This is a genomic window from Nocardia sp. NPDC059228, assembly GCF_042754245.1.
In the GTDB taxonomy this organism is placed as follows: Bacteria; Actinomycetota; Actinomycetes; order Mycobacteriales; family Mycobacteriaceae; genus Nocardia.
Window position 1 is genome coordinate 360,265 of sequence record NZ_JBHZAL010000005.1, and the last position, 18,605, is coordinate 378,869.

16 protein-coding genes are annotated in these 18,605 nt (G+C 70.4%); 6 read left to right on the forward strand and 10 right to left on the reverse strand.

Annotated elements, in window-relative coordinates; all coding sequences use genetic code 11:
- Together ACFXKA_RS11945 and ACFXKA_RS11950 are read right to left on the reverse strand one after the other, a co-directional pair.
- The coding region (locus ACFXKA_RS11945) for an EVE domain-containing protein (protein WP_379427219.1) at nucleotides 1-348 on the reverse strand (348 nt) is incomplete at its 3' end.
- A complete protein-coding gene (locus ACFXKA_RS11950; RefSeq protein ID WP_379427175.1) occupies nucleotides 345-767 on the reverse strand; it encodes an SRPBCC family protein in 423 nt (140 codons plus the stop codon). The genes ACFXKA_RS11945 and ACFXKA_RS11950, both read right to left, overlap by 4 nt.
- A 129-nt stretch (nucleotides 768-896) precedes the next feature.
- Between ACFXKA_RS11950 and ACFXKA_RS11955 the strand changes: the two genes are divergently transcribed.
- Nucleotides 897-1,148 (forward strand): mycoredoxin, encoded by a 252-nt coding sequence (locus ACFXKA_RS11955; RefSeq protein WP_354840418.1) that lies wholly within the window; start codon nucleotides 897-899, stop codon nucleotides 1,146-1,148.
- Nucleotides 1,149-1,208: 60 nt separating this feature from the next.
- On the opposite strand, the gene nudC is transcribed toward ACFXKA_RS11955, so the two are convergent.
- The 4 genes from nudC to ACFXKA_RS11975 form a co-directional block, all read right to left on the reverse strand.
- The gene (gene nudC, locus ACFXKA_RS11960; protein WP_379427176.1) at nucleotides 1,209-2,129 is read right to left on the reverse strand and encodes an NAD(+) diphosphatase; all 921 of its coding nucleotides are present in this window, start codon (nucleotides 2,127-2,129) and stop codon (nucleotides 1,209-1,211) included.
- 26 nt (nucleotides 2,130-2,155) lie between these two features.
- A complete protein-coding gene (locus ACFXKA_RS11965) occupies nucleotides 2,156-3,214 on the reverse strand; it encodes a potassium channel family protein (protein ID WP_379427177.1) in 1,059 nt (352 codons plus the stop codon).
- Nucleotides 3,215-3,334: 120 nt separating this feature from the next.
- Nucleotides 3,335-7,105 (reverse strand): ATP-dependent helicase, encoded by a 3,771-nt coding sequence (locus ACFXKA_RS11970; protein ID WP_379427178.1) that lies wholly within the window; start codon nucleotides 7,103-7,105, stop codon nucleotides 3,335-3,337.
- Nucleotides 7,105-10,929 (reverse strand): ATP-dependent helicase, encoded by a 3,825-nt coding sequence (locus ACFXKA_RS11975; protein ID WP_379427220.1) that lies wholly within the window; start codon nucleotides 10,927-10,929, stop codon nucleotides 7,105-7,107. Before ACFXKA_RS11975 ends, ACFXKA_RS11970 begins: the two co-directional genes overlap by 1 nt.
- A gap of 107 nt (nucleotides 10,930-11,036) precedes the next feature.
- Here ACFXKA_RS11975 and ACFXKA_RS11980 point away from each other — a divergent pair, with 107 nt between their 5' ends.
- Genes ACFXKA_RS11980 through ACFXKA_RS11990 form a run of 3 tightly spaced genes read left to right on the forward strand, consistent with a single transcriptional unit; the run spans nucleotide 11,037 to nucleotide 12,934 of the window.
- On the forward strand, nucleotides 11,037-11,822 hold the full coding sequence (locus ACFXKA_RS11980; protein ID WP_379427179.1) for an alpha/beta fold hydrolase: 786 nt from the start codon (nucleotides 11,037-11,039) through the stop codon (nucleotides 11,820-11,822).
- Nucleotides 11,823-11,837: 15 nt separating this feature from the next.
- Nucleotides 11,838-12,140: an MGMT family protein gene (locus tag ACFXKA_RS11985; protein ID WP_354840404.1), complete on the forward strand. Its 303-nt coding sequence runs from the start codon at nucleotides 11,838-11,840 to the stop codon at nucleotides 12,138-12,140.
- Between the two features lie 35 nt (nucleotides 12,141-12,175).
- Complete coding sequence (locus ACFXKA_RS11990) at nucleotides 12,176-12,934, forward strand: VOC family protein (protein WP_379427180.1); 759 nt, start codon at nucleotides 12,176-12,178, stop codon at nucleotides 12,932-12,934.
- 90 nt (nucleotides 12,935-13,024) lie between these two features.
- Here ACFXKA_RS11990 and ACFXKA_RS11995 read toward each other — a convergent pair whose 3' ends face one another.
- Complete coding sequence (locus ACFXKA_RS11995; RefSeq protein WP_379427181.1) at nucleotides 13,025-13,387, reverse strand: WhiB family transcriptional regulator; 363 nt, start codon at nucleotides 13,385-13,387, stop codon at nucleotides 13,025-13,027.
- Nucleotides 13,359-13,799: a hypothetical protein gene (locus ACFXKA_RS12000; protein WP_354840398.1), complete on the reverse strand. Its 441-nt coding sequence runs from the start codon at nucleotides 13,797-13,799 to the stop codon at nucleotides 13,359-13,361. Before ACFXKA_RS12000 ends, ACFXKA_RS11995 begins: the two co-directional genes overlap by 29 nt.
- Before the next feature lie 221 nt (nucleotides 13,800-14,020).
- Here ACFXKA_RS12000 and ACFXKA_RS12005 point away from each other — a divergent pair, with 221 nt between their 5' ends.
- Nucleotides 14,021-14,902: an alpha/beta hydrolase gene (locus ACFXKA_RS12005; RefSeq protein WP_354840395.1), complete on the forward strand. Its 882-nt coding sequence runs from the start codon at nucleotides 14,021-14,023 to the stop codon at nucleotides 14,900-14,902.
- A 69-nt stretch (nucleotides 14,903-14,971) separates the two neighbouring features.
- Here ACFXKA_RS12005 and ACFXKA_RS12010 read toward each other — a convergent pair whose 3' ends face one another.
- On the reverse strand, nucleotides 14,972-15,757 hold the full coding sequence (locus ACFXKA_RS12010; protein WP_354840393.1) for a helix-turn-helix domain-containing protein: 786 nt from the start codon (nucleotides 15,755-15,757) through the stop codon (nucleotides 14,972-14,974).
- 356 nt (nucleotides 15,758-16,113) lie between these two features.
- Between ACFXKA_RS12010 and ACFXKA_RS12015 the strand changes: the two genes are divergently transcribed.
- Complete coding sequence (locus ACFXKA_RS12015; protein ID WP_379427182.1) at nucleotides 16,114-17,862, forward strand: NTP transferase domain-containing protein; 1,749 nt, start codon at nucleotides 16,114-16,116, stop codon at nucleotides 17,860-17,862.
- A 7-nt stretch (nucleotides 17,863-17,869) separates the two neighbouring features.
- On the opposite strand, the gene ACFXKA_RS12020 is transcribed toward ACFXKA_RS12015, so the two are convergent.
- Complete coding sequence (locus ACFXKA_RS12020) at nucleotides 17,870-18,598, reverse strand: helix-turn-helix domain-containing protein (protein ID WP_379427221.1); 729 nt, start codon at nucleotides 18,596-18,598, stop codon at nucleotides 17,870-17,872.
- Between the last annotated feature and the right edge of the window lie 7 nt (nucleotides 18,599-18,605).

The following is an 18,605-nucleotide window of genomic DNA, read 5'->3' on the forward strand; positions in this document are numbered from 1 at the left end:
CCCGTTGGGGGGTTGTGTTCTTGGGGTGTGGGGGGGGGGGGGGGGGGGGGGGGCGGGGGGGGGGCGGGGGGGGGGCCCCCCCCCCCCCCGCCGCCAGGGGCGGAAACAGCCGCCCTGTTCCTCGACCTGCCAGGCCGGGCCATCGGCGACGGTGCCGATGGCGGTGAAGGATTTGATCGGTTCGCCCTCGCGCATGCCGGTGCGGGGCGAGTAGTAGACCAGTCCGTCCCCGGCCTTCATGCGTTCCACGGCCGCGCGCTTGCCGTGATTGGCCTGCGCGAAGCCGAGTTCCACACCCCGGCGGACATGATCGCGGGAGACAACCGCGAGCCAGTACCTGGTGCTCATACCAGCACCGCCTCGGCGGCCGCGACCAGCGCCTCGACATCGCCCTGCAGGGACTTGGCGAGATTGCCGCCCATGATCTTGTTCCAGAGGCCGCGCAGCGGCCCCTCCATGGTGATGCGGACCTGCACGGTGGTGCGCTCACCGTCGCTGGTGACCTCGTGGGCGAAGATCAGCCGCGCGCCGATCAGCTTGGACGAGTCGATGAATTCGGTATCGGTGAGCTTGGTGACGACGAACTTGGTCTTGGGACCGCCCTTGGGCTTGATAACGCCGGTCGCGCCCTGCTCGAACTTGCCGTCGAGCTCGGCCCATTCGGTGTCCTGGTTCCACTCGGGCCAGGTGGCCATGTCGGCCCACTTGGTGAAGAAGGCGGCGGGGGTGGCGGTCGAGGTGGCGGAGGCTTCAGCGATGAACGTCATGCAATTAGTATGCGCGCTTAGTACTTCTGCGTCAACCCCTGATCTTCGATCGGTTCGGAACGGCGTCGATCGGCTCACAACCGACCCTCCGCGGGGAACACGATCCGCGGCGAGTATGTTGCACCGACCGTGACTGCTACCGATCTGACCATGTACTCGACGACCTGGTGCGGCTACTGCCGTCGCCTCAAGAAGCAGCTCGACGAGGCCGGCATCACCTACGAGGTGATCGACATCGAGGACCACCCCGATGCCGCCGAATTCGTGGGCAGTGTGAACAACGGCAATCACGTTGTGCCGACCGTGAAGTACCGCGACGGCTCGACGGCCACCAACCCGACCCTGGTACAGGTGAAAGAGGCCCTCGCCGCCATCGGCTAGCCCCGGGGATGAAGAAAGAAGCCGCACACCAGTAGGTGTGCGGCTTCTTGTTGTGCCCGATCAGCTTTCGGCGGCCCAGGATTCGACAATGGTCCGGGCGATCGAAATCGACCCCGGCAGCAGCAGTTTCGCCTCGCCGCCGGTGGCGCCGGTGGGCGACCCCCACGCGCCCGCGGCCAGCGCGGCCCGCACCTCGTCGCGGGTGAACCAGTAGGCCTCGGCGATCTCACCGTCGTGGAAGGACAGCGGCTGGTCCGGGTCGGCGACGGCGGCGAAGCCGAGCATGAGCGAGCGCGGGAAGGGCCAGGGCTGGCTGCCCAGGTAGCGGATCTCGTGGACGTCGACGCCGACCTCCTCCTTGATCTCGCGTTCGACGCAGCGTTCCAGCGACTCCCCCGCCTCCACGAAACCGGCCAGCAGCGAGAACAACCCCTGCGGCCAGGTGTGCTGGCGGGCCAGCAGCACGCGGTCGCCGCCGTCGTGGATGAGGCAGATGACGGCCGGATCGGTACGCGGGAAATCCTCGTGCCCGGTTTCGCTGATGCGCGACCAGCCGCCGTTGGCAGAGGTGGTGGGGGTGCCGTCGACGGCGCTGAAGGCCGCCTTGTCGTGCCAGTTCAGCAGGGCGATGGCGGTGGAGAGCAGGCCGGTGCCGAAATCGTCGAGGTCCAGGGTGGAGCCGTAGGCGCGCAGGTCGGCCAGCGTGCCCTCGATGGTGTTGTCGCGCACGGCCCACAGGTGGGTGCCGTCGTCGACGCCGAGGAAGACGGCCTCGGGCGCACGTTCGGGGGCGAGGGTGAGCGCGGGCTCGAGCACCACGGTCCCGTTGTCGGCGCGGACCTGGCCGCGCTTGTTCATTCGCAGGAGTTTGGCCTGGGCCCAGCCCTCTTTCAGGGCCTGTTCGTCGGAGCGGAGGTCTTCGGCCCGGTCGAGTGAGGTACGGGACAGCACCGGAACGGCATTCAGCTGGAAACCTGACACACCCCGAGATTAGACGGGCGCGATGGTCAGGCGTGGACGCGGCGCAGATAGAGGAGCTTGTCCCCGGTCTCGAGGGCGTCGGTCTCGGGATCGCCGACGCGGATGAGGCGGCCGTCGCGGACCACGCCCAGCACGATGTCGCGCAGGTGACGCGGGGAGCCGCCGATCTCCTCGGTCTCCACGTCGCGTTCGGCGATGGCGAAACCGGCCTCGGGGGTGAGCAGGTCTTCGATCATGTCGACCACCGCCGGGGTGGTGGTGGCGATGCCGAGCAGGCGGCCGGCGGTCTCGGAGGACACCACCACGGAGTCGGCGCCGGATTGACGCAGCAGGTGGGTGTTCTCGGCCTCGCGCACCGCCGCGGAAATCTTTGCCCTGGGATTGATTTCGCGGGCGGTGAGCGTGACCAGGACGGCGGTGTCGTCGCGGTTGGCGGCCACCACGACGGCCGCGGCGTGCTGAACTCCGGCCAGCCGCAACACATCCGACTTGGTGGCCGAGCCATGCACCGTCACCAGCCCGGCATTGGCGGCGAATTCGAGCACCTGCGGGTCGGTGTCGACCACCACGATGTCGCCGGCCTGCGCGCCGTCGGCCAGCATGGCGTCCACTGCGGTGCGGCCCTTGGTGCCGTAGCCGACTACCACGGTGTGATTACGCACGGTGCGCCTCCATCGCTGAATCTTGAACGCCTGCCGGGACCGTTCGGTGAGTACCGCCAGGGTGGTGCCGACCAGGACGATGAGGAACAGGATCCGCAGCGGCGTGACAATGAGGATATTGATCAGCCGCGCGGTGGGGGTGACCGGTGTGATGTCGCCGTAGCCGGTGGTCGACAGCGACACCGTGGCGTAGTAGGCGCAGTCCAGCAGGCCCATCCGGTCGCGGGCATTGTCGTGGTAGCCGTCACGTCCGATGTAGACCACCAGGGTGGCCGCCACCAGCAGCAGCACCGCCACGCCCAGCCGTCGCACCAGGGAGTACCAGGGGCTGGACTGGGCGGAGGGGACCCGCAGGACGCCGACCAGCGCGTGGTCGGGCCGCTCGGTGAGACCGGCCAGCCCGCGCGAGGAGTCACCGAACACGTGAATCACCGGTCATTTCGGGCACTTCTGGCTGCGGCACAGGTCCGGAGCGTACCGGGCGAAACGCCGTGCGGCGGTTTCGGCGGGCGCGCGTCGCGAAGTCGCGCGACGGTCCGGGACTCAGTACAGCGGGTCCGGCGGCACCGATTCCGGATCGGGTGGCGGCTCGAAATCGGGTGGGAAATCGAAGCCCGGCACCGGATTCCGGTGCGAGCCCGGGTGGGCATCGGCGCGCTCGGTGGGCATCGGCGCCGAGGGCGGTGGCGCATCGGAGCTGAGTGGCGCATCCGGGACGGGTGGCGCTTCCGGGTCGGGCGGTGGTTCGAGCCCGGGCGCGGGTTCATCGTCGAATCCGGCGGGTGCGGATCGTCCCGAAGCGGCCGGGAGACGCAGCATTTCGACATCGGTGGGCTCGGCAGGACCCGGGTCGTCGTCGTCCGGCTCGGGCGGGAGCGGGGGTTCGGGCGGGGTCGGCGGAATCCGGCGGGGGGCCGCGTCGGTGATGATGGCGGCGAGTTCGGCTGGGCCGGGCAGGTGTTCGGGGGCGATGGTGCGGCCGGTGCGGACGTAGTGGAAGGCGGCGACCGTCTCGGCCAGCAGGTCGGATTCGGCGCGGCCGCTGCGGGCGGCCTCCAGACGGGCCCAGGCCAGCCGGTAGACGGCGAGCTGGACGGCGACCGAATCCTCGTCGGCGCGTTGCGGTTCCGCGCCGGTCTTCCAGTCGACGATGACCCAGATGCCGTCGGGGCGGCGGAAGACGGCATCCATGCGGCCGCGAATCACGGTGCCCGCGATGGTGGTTTCGAAGGAGACCTCCACCTCGACGGGATTGCGGTCGGCCCACGGTGAGGCGAGGAAGGCCTCCTGCAGGCGCATGAGGTCGGCGTCGGCGTCGCTGATGTCGGCCGCGCCGGGCAGTTCCTCGAAGCCGAGCAGGCGCGCGCCGCCGAACCAGCGCTGCAGCCAGGCGTGGAAGGCGGTGCCGCGGCGGGTGTAGGGACTGGGTGGGTACGGGAGCGGACGGCGCAGGCGCGCGGCGAGTTTCGCGGGGTCGGCGCTCAGGTCGACCAGGGCGGTCGCGGCGAGCTGGCCGGGCAGTTCGACCTCGCGTACGGCCTGTTCGGCGGCGCGGTGCTCGGCGATGAGGGCGCTGACATCCTCGGCCCAGCCTTCGGGATCCTCGTCCTCCGGCTCGGGATCGGCTGCGGCGCCGCCGAATTCGGGCCCGAAGTCGAGTTCCGTCTGCTGTGGGCGGGATTCGGCGCGCAGGGTGTCGAGTGCGGCCTTGACCAGGGTCACCCCTTCCTCCACGAATTCGCGGCGGGAGCCGAGCGGGTCGCGCGGCCAGGTGGCGGTCTGCGGGTTGTCGGTGAAGGGGTTGGGGGTGTCGGGCAGGGGCGGATCGTCCCAGCGGTCGATGCGCGCACCGCGCGCCAGCTCCGAGCCCGGGGCCTCGGTCTCGTGTTTGAGCTCGAGCAGAAAAGCGGAGGGGCCCTTGGGTTTCGAGCCGGTTTCCGACCAGTGGTGGGCGGAGACGAACAGGGCGCGCTCGGTGCGGGTGAGGGCCACGTAGAACAGCCGGCGTTCCTCGTCGAGGCGGCGGGCCGCGAGGGCCTTCTTATGGTCGTCGAGGGCGCGTTCCAGGTCGGCGCGGTCGTAGAGGTCGGCCAGGTCGAGGACGGGGACGCCGTCGGTGGCGTCCTCCTGCTCGCGGTCACCGCGCAGCGCGGTCGGGAGTTCGGCGAGCGCGCCCATCCAGGTGGCGGTGCCGGTGCCGGACGGGAAGGTGCCGTCCACCACGTGCGGGACCGCGACCACCTCCCACTCCAGGCCCTTGGCCGCATGCACGGTGAGCACCTGGACGCGGTCGTGGGCGACCTCGACTTCGCCCGGCTCCAAACCGTTTTCGACCTCTTCGGCGGCGGCGAGGAAGTCGAGCAGGCCGGACAGGGAGGAGCGGTGGTCGGCGGAGTATCCGGCCACCACCTCGGCGAAGGCGTCGAGGTGCTCGCGCCCGGCGGCGGCGTGGGTGCGGCGGGCCTGGGTCTCCACGCCGATGCCGATGGTGCGCTCCACATCGGCGACCAGTTCGGCCAGCGGCTGGCCGGCCCGCTCGCGCAGCGCGGAGAGCTCGCGGCCGAGCGCCGTGATGCGGGCGAAGCCCTGGGCCGAATACTGTTCCGGCTCACCGGGATCGGCGATGGCGTCGCCGAGACCGGCCTTCTCCGCGGGTTCGGGCGCGACCTCGCGCAGCGCCTCGTCCAGGGTGGCGGTGTCGGTGATGGCGTCGGTCTGCCCGGCGGGGCGGCGGATGGACAGCTCCCGCGCACGGCGGGACAGGGCCGCGATGTCCGCGACGCCGATCCGCCAGCGGGCACCGGTCAGAATGCGCACCGCCGCGCTACCGGCGGACGGGTCGGCGACCAGGCGCAGGGTGGCGACGATATCGGCGACCTCCGGCGTGTGCAGCAGCCCGCCCAGGCCGACGATCTCCACGGGTAATCCGCGGTCTCGCAGGGCTTCCGCGAGCGGCGCGGCATCGGCATTGCGCCGCACCAGCACCGCGGAGGTGGGCGGCGGGTCGCCCGCGTCGTTCGCGGTCTCCCATTCGGCGGCGATCCGCTCTGCGACCCACTCCCGTTCCACCGCAACGGTTTCCGCGAGCGCCATGGCGACCAGTCCGGCGGTGGCGTCCGGGCGGGGCCGCAGCGCGTCCACCGTCACTCCCCCGCCGCGCGCCGCCCGCTCGCGCAGGGGATCCGACACCAGGTTGGCCAGATCCAGGGCCTCCGGCGGATTCCGCCAGCTGGTGAGCAGCGGCAGGATCGGCGCGGGAATCCCCGGGGCACTGCAGAAGTCGGTGGCGAAGCGCGGCAGATTGGCCGCCGACGCGCCACGCCAGCCGTAGATCGACTGCATGGGGTCGCCGACCGCGGTCACGGCCAGCGGTTGCCGGGTCGGCGCCGCTGCCGGGTCGGGCGGAGCCGTCGCACCGAAGAGGGAGGAGAGCAGGATGCGCTGGGAGTGACCGGTGTCCTGGTATTCGTCCAGGAGGACCAGGCGGAAACGATCGCGTTCGGCCGCACCGACTTCCGCGTGGGTGGCGGCCAGGCGGGCGGACAAGGACATTTGCGCGCCGAAGTCCAGGGCGCCGCGGCGGCGCAGTTCCTCGGCGAGGCGATCCACCAGGGGCAGCAGGGCGACGCGCTCGTGCTGGGCTTCGAGGAGGTCGAGGAGCGCCTTCTTGGGGCCGCCCTTCTGCCGGGGTCCGGCGGGGAGGGTGTGGACGAGGCGCTCCAATTCCAGGTGGGCCGAGGCCAATTGGTGCGGTTCCACCAGGTGTTCGGCGAGCTGGCCGGAGAGGGCGAGCACGGCCTCGGTGACGCCGACGGGGCTGCGGTCGGTGTCGAGGTCGCCGTCCCAGGTGGAGACGACCCGGTAGGCGAGCTGCCACAGCTGGGTCTGGGTGAGCAGGGTGGCGGTGGGTTCGACCGGCAGCAGCAGGCCGTATTCGGTGAGCAGGCGGCCCGCGTAGGAATGGTAGGTGCTGATCTCCGGTTCGGACGCGGTGAGCTGGGCGCGCAGGTGGCCGGTGGGGTCGATGTCGCGCAGCACCGGTGCGCCGGCCAGCCGGGCCAGCCGGGTGCGGATGCGCTGGGTGAGCTGCTGGGCGGCCTTGCGGGTGAAGGTCAGTCCCAGCACCTGTTCGGGTTCGACCAGGCCGTTGGCCACCATCCAGACCACGCGGGCGGCCATGGTCTCGGTCTTGCCCGCGCCCGCGCCCGCCACCACCAGGGTGGGCCCCGGCGGGGCGGCGATGACGGCGGCTTGTTCGTCGGTGGGCGGCGGCAGGCCCAGCGCGTCGGCGAGCTGACGCGGGGTGACGCGCACTAGTCCGTCACCTGCCGGCCGGTGTCCTGCACGGGGCAGCTGCCGGCGACCTTGCAGTGACGGCAGCCGTCATTGCGCATGGCGAGGTAGCTGGGGCCCTTGGAGGCATCGGCGGCGTCGTGGATGACGGTGCGCCAGGTCTCGATTCCGTCCGCGTCCAGCGGCGGCTGGGTGCGCTGGGTCGCGCCCTCCTTGCTACTGGGCTTGGCCACGTACACCAGGCGCGCGCCGCCGGGCTCGCCCTCGCCGAGCGCGCCCTCGGCGGCGGCGACCTGATAGGTGGCCAGCTGTGCGTGCTCCTCGGCGGCCTGCTTGGAGATGGGGGTCTTGCCGGTCTTCACGTCGACGATGACGAAGCGGCCCAGGGCATCTCGCTCCACCCGGTCGACCCGGCCGCTGATCCGCACCGGCTGTTCGCCGGGGCCGCGGGCGGGCAGCACGCAGTCCACCGGCACCTCGACGCCGATGGCGGTGAGCTCGTCGCGGGTATTGCGCAGCCAGGCCAGGAAGGTGTCGACCATGGTCTCGGTGCGGCGCAGTTCCGCCCGGGAGTGCCAGTTCTCGCCGTCGCGGGCGGTGGGGTCGACCTTCTTCCACGCCTTGGCCAGGGCCTGTTTGACCTGGTCCTCGCTGACCTGCCCGGCCAGCGCCTGTACCAGGGTGTGCACCAGATTGCCCTTGAGCGCGTGCGGGTTCTCGCCGTCCCCGCCGCCGTGCCGCTCCAGCGCCCAGCGCAGCGGGCAGGTCTTCAGCTGATCCACGGTGGACGGCGACAGCGAGATCGCGCCGTCCTCGCTGTCCCACAGCGGATTCGTGGAGGAGAGCTCCGCGGTGCCGTACCAGTCGTCCGGGTGTGCGCCGCGCACCCCGGCCTCCGCCAGCCGCGCCAGCTGCCGGGCCGCGCGCAGCCGGCGCTCCGGCGCGGTCTCGGGATCGCAGGCGGCGGCACGCAATTCGGCGATGAGGGCGTGCATGGCCAGGGCGCGGCCCGGGTCCACCGGCGGCGGAATCCGGCCCGGCTGCCCATCGGCGGCCTCGCCGTCCATGTCGGCCAGAAACCGCGATGGCACGAGATCCTGGTCCCCCGTGACGGATTCGACCGCGGTCACCAGCAGTGACCGGCACGCCCGGCTGCACGCCACCAGCAGCAGTCGCCGCTCCTCCGCGAGCAGCGGCGCGGCCCGGCTCACCTTCTCCCCCGAACCGCCCACGCCCGCAAGCAGATCCACCAGATCCTCGACGCCGAGCAGGGTGCCGCGCGGCCGCAGATTGGGCCAGATGCCCTCCTGCACGGCCGCCACCGCCACGGTGTCCCACTCCCGCCCGGCGGCCGCGTGCGCGCTGCAGATGGTCACCGCCTCGCCCGGATCGGTGACCGGCGCGCTGTCCTGCGGAATCTCCTGCTGCTCCAGGTATTCCACGAACCCTTCGATGGTGGCGCGCGGCAGCCGGTCCACATACGCCGCGGCCGCCTCGAACAACCCGACCACCGCGTCGAGATCCCGATCGGACTGCATCCCGACCGCTCCCCCGCGCTCGGACTGCCCCACCCACCGCCGCTCCAGCGTGGAGCCCGTCCACACCCCCCACATCACGTCTTCCAGCCCGCCCCCGTCCCGCCGCACCTTCCGCGCCCGGCCCAGCGCCTTCAGCACCCGCCGCAGCGGCGCGGCCTCCACCGGCGTGAGCTTCTCCAGCACCACCCGATTCCCGGCCCCCACCAGCAGATCCCGCAGAATCTCCGCCGACGACCGGTCCAGGTCGGCGAATCGCTCCGCGTCCCGGTCGTATTCGGCATCCGGTCGCGGCCGGACCGGGCTGTCGCCACGCGGCGGTGTGGCAGCGGACGAAGGGCCCGCACCCGCGCCGGGCGACTCGGAGGGCCGCCCGCTGTCCGCCGGATCCGATTCCGTCGCATCGGATTCGGCCGCGCCGATCGAATCGCGCTCGGCGTCGTCCTCGGTCGCACGCTCCGGATATCCGAGCTCCATGACCGTGCGCCGGATGCCGCGCCGCAGCCGCCGCAGGCTGATCTGGTCGGCCGCGCCCAGCGGTCCGGCCAGCAGGTCGAGCGCGTCGTCGGCGGTGAACGCAATCGGCCGCGGATGCCGCACCGAGGTCGGATCGCCCGCGGTTACCGCCCGCAGCGCCAGCAACATCCACACCGCGCCCCGCCGCCGCGCGAGCGGAACATCCGCGGGCGGCTGTCGCACCGGCACACCGGCGGCCAGCAGCGCCCGCCGCAGCGGCGCCAGCGACAGCGGCACCGACCGCACGATCACCGCCATGTGCGACCAGGGCACCCCGTGGGTGAGATGCGCGCGCCGCAGATGATCGGCGATCAGTGCCGCCTCCTTGGCCGGTGTGGTCAGCACCTGCACCCGCACCTCGCCACCGGACTGCGAACCGCCCCGGGCATTCCCGGATCGGCCGCGTTCATCGGTACCCCCGGCCGAGCGCCGCGCCGAATCGCTCGCTCCGACCTGACTTCGCCCGGTGCCGCCCCGATCGCCTGCGCCGGCCTGGTGCGGCGGGGCCGCGGCGGCGGGCCGGAGGCCGTTCGAACGGCGTGTGCCGCCGTTGGCAGTCGTGGACGTCGTGTCGTTCGGTCCCGATGTGCCGGCTGGGCCGTCGATGTGCGGCGGGGTTGCGGCACCGCGAGATTCGTCGCCGTCCACGAGGCCGGCGGCGATCTCGTGCAGGAAATCGAAGGTGGCGGCAGTGGGGCGCGGATCGGGCGGTGGCGTGCGATGGGGCGCGGCGCCGGGGAGGCGGGCGGCGATGCGGTCGGCTACTTCCTGGATAGCCGGGGTGGAGCGGTGGTTGTGGCGCAGGATGATGCGGCGGTCGGCGGGAGCGTCGGGGTCGGCGGCGAAGCGGGGGTCGGCACCGCGGAAGGTGTAGACGGCCTGGTCGGGGTCGGCGGCGATGACCGTGGTGGCGGCGCCGCTGCCCAGGGCGCGGATGAGCTGGGCGGCATGGGGATCGAGGTGCTGGGCGTCGTCGGCGAGGATGCAGTGCAGCCGATTGCGTTCGGCGGCAAGGAGTTCGGGGTCGGTGTAGAAGGCGTCGAGGGCGGCGGTGACGAGTTCGGCGGCGTCGAGGGCCGGGGCGCTGGCCTCGGGCACGTCCATGCCGACCGACCAGCGCAGCATCATGATCTGCTCGTAGCGTTCGGCGAAGCGCCCGGCGGCGACCCATTCCGGATGGCCGTGGGCGCGCCCGAGTTCGATGAGATCCTCGGGGCCCAGACCGCGTTCGGTGGCCCGCAGCATGAGGTCCCGCAATTGTTCGGCGAATCCGGCGGCGGGCAGCGCGGGATGCAGCCTTTCGGGCCATGCGGCGGCGCCGTCGGCGAGGTCGCCGCGCAGCAGTTCGCGCACCACGATGTCCTGCTCGGATCCGGTGAGCAGACGCGGCGGCGGATTGCCGTGCGCCGCCGCGAAGGAACGCAGCAGTCCGAAGGCGTAGGAGTGGATGGTCCGCACCAGCGGCCCGCGGGTGGCGCCGGGCACCCCGCCCAGTTCCGGATCCGCCGTGGCGACGCGGGCGGTGATGGCGGCGCGCACGGCGGTCGCGGCGCGCTTGGTGTAGGTGAGCACCAGCACCGATTCGGGTGCGGCCCCGGCCAGGATGCGCGCGGCGGCCACATCGACCAGCAGTGCGGTCTTGCCGGTCCCGGGTCCGCCGAGCACCTGCCAGGGCCGCCAGCCGGGGTCGGCGCCGAGGTCGTCGAACAGCGGCCGGAGGGTGGCGTCCCACTCCCGTGAGGGGGTCGCCGCCTCGGCCCGGCGCACCAATTGCACCGAGCTATCCGATCGCATCACGTCGGCTATTTCAACAGACTGCCCCGACAGGTTTCGTTTGCCATGAGTTGGCCGTGCCGCCGATCACAGTCCGGAAGCTGTTCATATCGGGCCCAGGCAGCAGAATGGGCAGCGTGGTGGAGCTTCATAGTCATCGTTTCGGTCCCCCGACCGGTCCGGTCGTGCTGGCGTTGCACGGGTTGACGGGCCACGGCCGGCGCTGGCAGGCGCTGGCCGACGAGCATCTCCCCGATGTCCGGATCATTGCACCGGATCTGCGGGGGCACGGGAGGTCGCCCGGCGTGCCGCCCTGGGATTTCGAAACTCTCGTCGATGATCTCGCGGCGCTGCTGGAGCACGAGACGAGCGAACCCGTGGTGGTGCTCGGGCATTCGTTCGGCGCGGCCACCGCGGTGCATCTGGCGCATCGCCGCCCGGAGCTGGTGCGCGGGCTGGTACTGCTGGATCCGGCCATCGGCCTGGAACCCGAGCGCATGCTGACCATCGCGAATTCCATGCTGGCGGCGCCGGATTACGAGAGTATCGAACAGGCCCGGTTCGACAAGCTGGAGACGTCCTGGGCCGAGGTGGACCCGGCGGTCCTGGATGCCGAGCTGGCGGAGCACCTGGTGCCCACCGCGAACGGCCGGGTCGGCTGGCGCATGACCATGCCGGCGATCATCGCCTTCTGGGGTGAGATCGCCCGGGACTTCGTGCTGCCGCCCCGCGAGATGCCGACGGTCATGGTGCAGGCGATGAAGGTGAACCCGCCGCTGGTGTCTCCGGACTTCCGGGCGGCGCTCACCGCTCATCTGGGTGACCGGCTCACCGTCCACGAATTCGATTGCGACCACATGGTCGCGCAGGCGCGGCCGGTGCGGACCGCCGCGCTGGTCCGTGCCCTGCTCTGACCCAGGAGGCGCGAAATGCCAACCACCGAAGCCGAAGTCGAGCGAGTGCGCGAATTGGTCGCGGCCATTCCGCCCGGCCGGGTCGCCACCTACGGCGATATCGCGGCCGCGGCGGGTCTGTCCACGCCCCGCACGGTCGGCTGGATCATGCGCACCGATTCCGCGGACCTGCCGTGGCACCGGGTGCTGCGCGCAAACGGCACGCCCGCACCACATTTGGCGCATCGACAGCTGGCCGAGCTGGCCGCGGAGGGCTGCCCGATCGCGGACGGCCGGGTGGACCTGCGGCGCGCCCGTTATCGGTTCGCCGAAACCTGATACGCGCCACCCCGCCCGCCGGTTACCGTGAAAAGATGTCCACCCGTCTGGCCTGCGTGGTGTTCGATGCGGTCGAGCCCAGGGCGGCGGCCCGCTTCTGGGCCGAGCTGCTGGGCTGGGAGGTGACGGTGGACCGTCCAGGCGAGGTCGATGTCGCCGCACCGGACCCGGACGCTCCGGACGTGGCACTCACCTTCCTCCCGTCGCGGCGGCCCAAGACCGCCAAGAACCGCATCCACCTTGATCTGTGCAGCCGCTCGCTGGATCATCAGCGGCTGCAGGTGGACCGGGCGCTGGCCCTGGGCGCCCGCCGACTGGACATCGGCCAGGGCGCGGTGCCGTGGACGGTGCTGGCCGATCCCGAGGGCAATGAGTTCTGTGTGCTGGAGCCGCGTGAGCAGTACGTGGACACCGGTGCGGTCGCGGCCATCGTGATGGATACCCGGGACCCGTCGCGGCTGGCCGAGTTCTGGTCCGCCGCCTGCGGCTGGCCGCTCACCCACCGGACCGCCGGCTACGCGGGTATCCGGGCCGCTACCGGGCAGGGCCCGTGGCTGGAATTCCTGCTCGAGCCGGCGGCGCCGGGTGAGCGCAGCCGTCTCCATCTGGATCTCGTCGCCTTCCCCAGCGACGATCCCGTCGTGGAGGCGGCCCGGTTGCGGGCCGCGGGCGCGGTTCCGGTCGGCCCCGACGCACCGCCGTCCGGCGGTGAGTCACCGGCTGTCGAGCCGGTTCTGGTCCTGGCCGATCCGGAGACCAATGAATTCTGTCTCTTACGAGCGACTATCGATTGACGCTGCTGATCCCGACCGCTTCCCCGCGCGAGGATCAGGCAAGTCCGTGCTCCGCGCTGAGCCGGATCACCCAGCGGGTCCGGTCAGCCGTCAGGCCGCGCCGCGCTCGTAACGACGGCGCTCGCGCGGCGAAAGGCCGCCCCAGATGCCGAAGCGCTGATCGTGGGTGACTGCGTAGTCGAGGCATTCCTTGCGCACCCCGCAGGAGGAGCAAATGCGCTTGGCCTCCCGGGTGGAGCCGCCCTTGTCGGGAAAAAATGCCTCCGGATCGGTTTGAGTGCACAGCGCCTGCTGATGCCATGATTCGCTCTCGGATCCGTCGCGGCGGGCGAGGGATTCGAACATTGCGTCGAAATTGGTGAAAAGCAGCTTCACTTCCTCTATCCCTTCAATAAGTTTCAGAAAGAAAAACGCGCGGTATGTTTTACGCGCGTCCCATACCGCAGTCGCCACTGACGGCGGCGAGGCGGGCCTGCTCACCATTGACGAAGATACGACGGGCGTGCACGGCAGCCGGCGCACCCGACCAAGGCGCGAGCGCGGTGGTGAACATGAGTTCGCACCAGCTCAATGCCGGAACCTCACCGCACGCGAGGGTATTCAGCAGAGACAGTTCCTGATCGCTGTCATTCCAGGCGGCGAACAGCCACGAGGCGTCCAGTCGGCCCAGGAATTCTTCGGCGTCTTCCGGAATGCCGAGCGGAGCATCTACCGCGAGGTGTACTACGGCCGAAATCGCATGGCGCATCCGCGCATCCAGGCCGACCCCGTCGTGCAACAGCAGACCTTCGAGCGACTCCCGCAATCCCGCGCCGCGATCGATCCGGAAGTCGTTGCGCCGAGCTGCGGTGGTGACGTCGAACATTTGTTTCCTCCCTTGAAATTGCGCTTGTCCCAAAAGCGCCACGGCCTGATTAAAAGTGGCTCGTGATCTTGTTGTCCAGTTTTGAGGCAATCTGGGGCAAACCCCTAGCAGTACTGACACTGGCCAGTGTGGGTACCCATCGGGAACCTCACCGAACGGTGCCTGGCACCACGCGGGCAAACATGTAGGGAGCGGCCGCTTCCGCCGTCTAGGGTCCGACCATGCCTTATGTGCGATCAGGTTCTGCAACAGTTCATTACGTCACCAGCCAGATCAACGGCCCGACCCTGCTGCTCGCCCACGGGTTCTTCATGGACGAGTCGATGTTCGAGCCGATGCGCGAACCTCTGGCAGACGCCGGTGTCAATCTCGTAACGGTCGATGCGCGGTGCCATGGTCGCACCCAGTCACCAGATGGCGAACCGTTCAGCTATTGGGATCTGGCGGCGGACGGATTTGCGGTACTCGATGACCTCGGAATCGAGAAGGCGGTCGTCGGCGGAATGAGCCAGGGCGGCTACGCCGCATTGCGCATGGCACTGCTGGCGCCGGAGCGGGTGCAGGGCCTGGCCCTGATCGATACCGAGGCCACCGCGTGCAATCCGGCCGAATTGGCCTACTACCGCGAATTCTTCGAATGCTGGACCGGTCCGGAGCCGCTGGCCCCGCTGGTCGCCGAATTGGCGCCGCAGCTCATCGGCGGCACCGATCCGCGGCTGTGGCGCGCTTGGACCAGCCGCTGGTACAACTCCGACCGCCAGAGCATCATGCCCGCCGCCCGCTGCCTGATGGACCGGCGCTCGGTACTGCATCGACTACCGGAGATCACCGTGCCCGCCCTGGTGGTGCGCGGTAGTCACGACGCCAACAGCACCGCCCAGAAGTCCGAGGCGTTGGCCACCGGGCTGGCCGGGGCCGGCGGTGTGGTCACCATTCCGGGCGCGGGGCACGGCGCGGCCTGGACTCATCCGGAAGTGGTTGCGCCGCTGCTGATCCGGCTGGTCGAGCTGTCCAACGCCCGGCGGGAGAACCGGCTGACGCGAGCGCTGTCGACACCGTGGCCGCGGATGCGTGGGGGACGCGAGGTCCAGGCCGTGCGGTGACGGGGAGCCTTCCGCTCCGAGTGTTCGAGGGAGCGGGCCGTGCCCGGGGTGGTCACGGCCGGCGGATTCTCACCCGGCCTCGTGCCAACTCGGAATGCCGAGGAAGATTTGAATCTGGCTGGGGTAGGCCGCATTGAAGACGCTGAACAACTGCACCGCGATATCGAAGCGCCGATTGCGCTCGCGGTCGCGTAGCCGCATGGTGGCGCGGGGCCTGCCGTAGGCCGCGACGCCCTCGTCCCACATTTCCCGGAAAAGTCCGAAACGTCCGAGTTCTCCAAGAAATTCAACCGACCAGGCGGTATCTCCAGAGCTCGCGATCAGACCGCGCAGCCAGTGCACGGTCAGCCGGACCTCCTCCTCCCACTCGACCATGACCTCGCGAGCGGCCTCGTTGCCCAGAAACCAGCGCAGGATATTGGTGTCCCGCTCCAGCCCGGGGAACGCGCGGGAGTAGCTCTCGTTGCAGGCGAGCACATTCCAGCGGGTGTCGACGTAGGCGGCGAGATTTGGTTCGTGCAGGTCGAGGGCGCGGCGCATGTCATCGGTGATTTCACCGCGCAGTTGTTCCACGGTGGGGAATTCGCTCACGCCGAGTCCGGCCAGGTCGAGCAGATGCCGGCGCTCGACGGCCGACAGCGGGGTTATTCGGTCCAGATATCGCAGCAGCGCATCCACCACTTCGCGGGTGGGGTGGCCGCGATCGCCCTTCTCCAAATGGCTGATGTAGCTGGCGCTCACGCCGGCATTGAACGCCAGCCTTTCTCGTGATACGCCTCGTTCATCACGCAGGCGGCGCAGCAGCAGTCCGAATGTCGGCGGCTTCAGATCGTCGGAGTCCCTATCCGGTTTCACGCCCAGCACCACGCCGTTCCCTCTCCACAAACATTCAGCAAACCAACCTTCATCGCTCTGAGTCCTCCCGGTACCGGACAGTGGGACCCCGGTGTGACGCCTGGTGTGAACTGTGACGAGCGCCGTGTACTCCGCCAGTTCTCAGGTCGCATACTGCCATATGCGATTGTTCTCAACGTTAAAACAACACCATTTCTACTATGTGTCGTAACACATCTCATAACGTAACGACTAACGGCAATTGCTTAGCAAGCGCAGGTTTCCGGGTGCGCCCAACAAGCTCCGAACAGCCTGCCACTACGATCTTCAACCATGCGCTGCGAACGAAGGACACGCCCCCGCCCCGGAACGGGCTCGTGACACCCGTCGACGCCATCGTGCTGGCCGGTGGAAAGGCCAGCCGGATGGGCGGGGTGGACAAGCCGGCCATCGTGGTCGGCGGGCAGTCCATGCTGGACGCGGCGCTGGCGGCGGTCGCCGGCTGTGCACGCACCGTGGTGGTGGGCCCGCATCGGCCCGAATTGCCGCCGGAAATCCTTCAGGCACAGGAGATACCGGCCGGAGCGGGCCCGGTGGCGGCCATTGCCGCGGGGCTGGGCGCCCTCGCCGGCTGTGAGTTCCCGGCCGGGCTGATCGTGGTGCTGGCCGCCGACATGCCCTTCCTCACCGCCTCGGCGGTGGACGAATTACTTTCCCATGCAAGGGAATCCGGCAGCGACGCGGTCTTCGCCACGGATGCCTCGGGCCGCCCGCAGTATCTGGTCGGGGTGTGGCGGCGCGCCGCCCTGGTCGCTGCTCTGAAAGACCTGGATTCCCTGGTGAACCGGCCGATGAAGGCGCTGGTGCCGGTCGATACCGCCATGGTTACGCTACCCGGCGTGGACGACTGCGACACCCCCGAGGACGTGCGGCGGGCCCGGACCGGGGCGGCACTCACGGCCGCCCCGCTGTGGCTCGACGAGGCCCGGGATGTGCTGCGCGGGCGCATATCCCCGCTGCCGGTGCGCCACGCGGTGCTGCGGGCCGCGCGCGGCGCGACGCTGGCCGCGCCCCTGCTCGCGGCGGACGCGCTGCCGCGCTTCGATGTCTCGGCCATGGACGGTTACGCGGTGAGCGGCGACGGGCCCTGGCGGCTGCGCCGCGATATCGGTTTCGCGGGCGGGCAACGACCGGTGGGTCTGCTGGACGGCGAGGCGGTGCGGATCGCCACCGGCGCGCACGTGCCCGACGGGACCGGTTCGGTGGTGCGCGACGAGTTCGTCCGCCTCGAGGCCGACGGCATGTTGTACCGGCTGCCGGACACCCCGATTCGCGAGGATGTGCGCCGGCGCGGCGAATACTGGCTCCCCGGTGCGGAAGTCGCGGCCGCGGGCACCCCGGTGACGGCCGCGCTGATCTCGGTGGCGGCCAGCGCGGAGGTCGCAGCGGCGGACGTGCGCGGCCCGGTGCGGGCGCGAATCGTCATGACCGGCGACGAGATTCGCGGCGAGGGGCCGCTGCACACCGGTCAGACCCGGGACTCGATCGGTCCCATCCTGCCCGATGTCCTGGGCTGGTACGGCGTGACCACCATCGATCGGGTTCACCTGCGCGACACCGCGAATGCCTTCGACGAGGTGCTGGCCGCGGCCGCGGACTGCGATCTGCTCGTCATCGTCGGCGCGACCGGCGGCGGCGCGGCCGATCAGCTGCGCTCGGCACTGGACCGCTCCGAGGCCACCATGCTGCTGCGCCGCCTGCGCCTGCGGCCCGGGGGTTCCACCGTGGCCGCGCAATTGGCCTCCGGCACAGTCGTTCTGGGGCTGCCGGGCAATCCGTTCGCGGCGATCGCCACCCTGCTCACGCTGATCGGCGCCACGGTCGAGGGCCTGACGGGTGCGACCCCGGCCCGCGCGATCGTGGGCCCGCTGGTGAACGCCGCCGAGCTGACCGCGCCGGTGTTGCGCATCGTCCCGGCCCAGGCGCTGCCCGGCGGCGGCTTCCGGGGCGATCTCCGGCTGCGCACCGCGCACCTGGCCGATCTGCTGCACCGCGACGGCGTGGTGGTCGTCCCGGCCGACGCCGTGGACGGCGCACCGGCCGAATTCATCCCGCTGCGTGGGTGACGCGGGTTCAGGCGGGTAGCCCGAGAACTGTCAGCAACTGGCCGGGGTAGACGGCGCTGTCGAGCCGGCCGTACTGGGCGTAGACCTTGTGCCGCAGCCCGGTGACCGGATTGCGCAGCTGCACGGCCCACACATGCGGTGCGAACTCCACGCCGCCCTCGGACCAGGCCTGCCGGAATTTCGGGAATTGCCCGAGATCACGAATGAGATCGGCGAATCCGTCGGTATTGCCCGATCGCCCGATCAATCCGCGCATCCAGCGGGTGACCCGGCGGGCATCGGCCTCCCAGTTCACGATGACCCGGGTGGCCAGCTCATTGCCGAAGAACCAGCGCAGCATATTGCCGTCCTCGGTCAGGCCCGGGAAGGCGGCGTCCCAGCTGTCATTGCTGGCCAGCAGGTTGGCGCGGGTGTCGAGCAGGGCGGCCATATTCGGGCTGTGCAGCTCCAGGGCCCGCAGCATCTCGGGTGTGATCGCCGCGCGCAGTTCGCTCGGGGAGGGAAGCTCGCCCGATCCCAGGCCCGCGAGGTCGCCGAGCTGGCGGCGGTCCTCGGTGGAGAGCGGATCCAGCCGGTGCAGATAGCGGGTGAGCGCCTCGACCACTTCCCGGGTCGGGTTGCCGCGGTCACCTTTCTCCAAATGCGTGATGTAACTTGCGCTTACACCGGCGTTGAATGCCAGGCGTTCGCGCGAAACACCGCGATTGTCACGCAGGCGGCGGAGCAGGTTTCCCAAGGTGGGT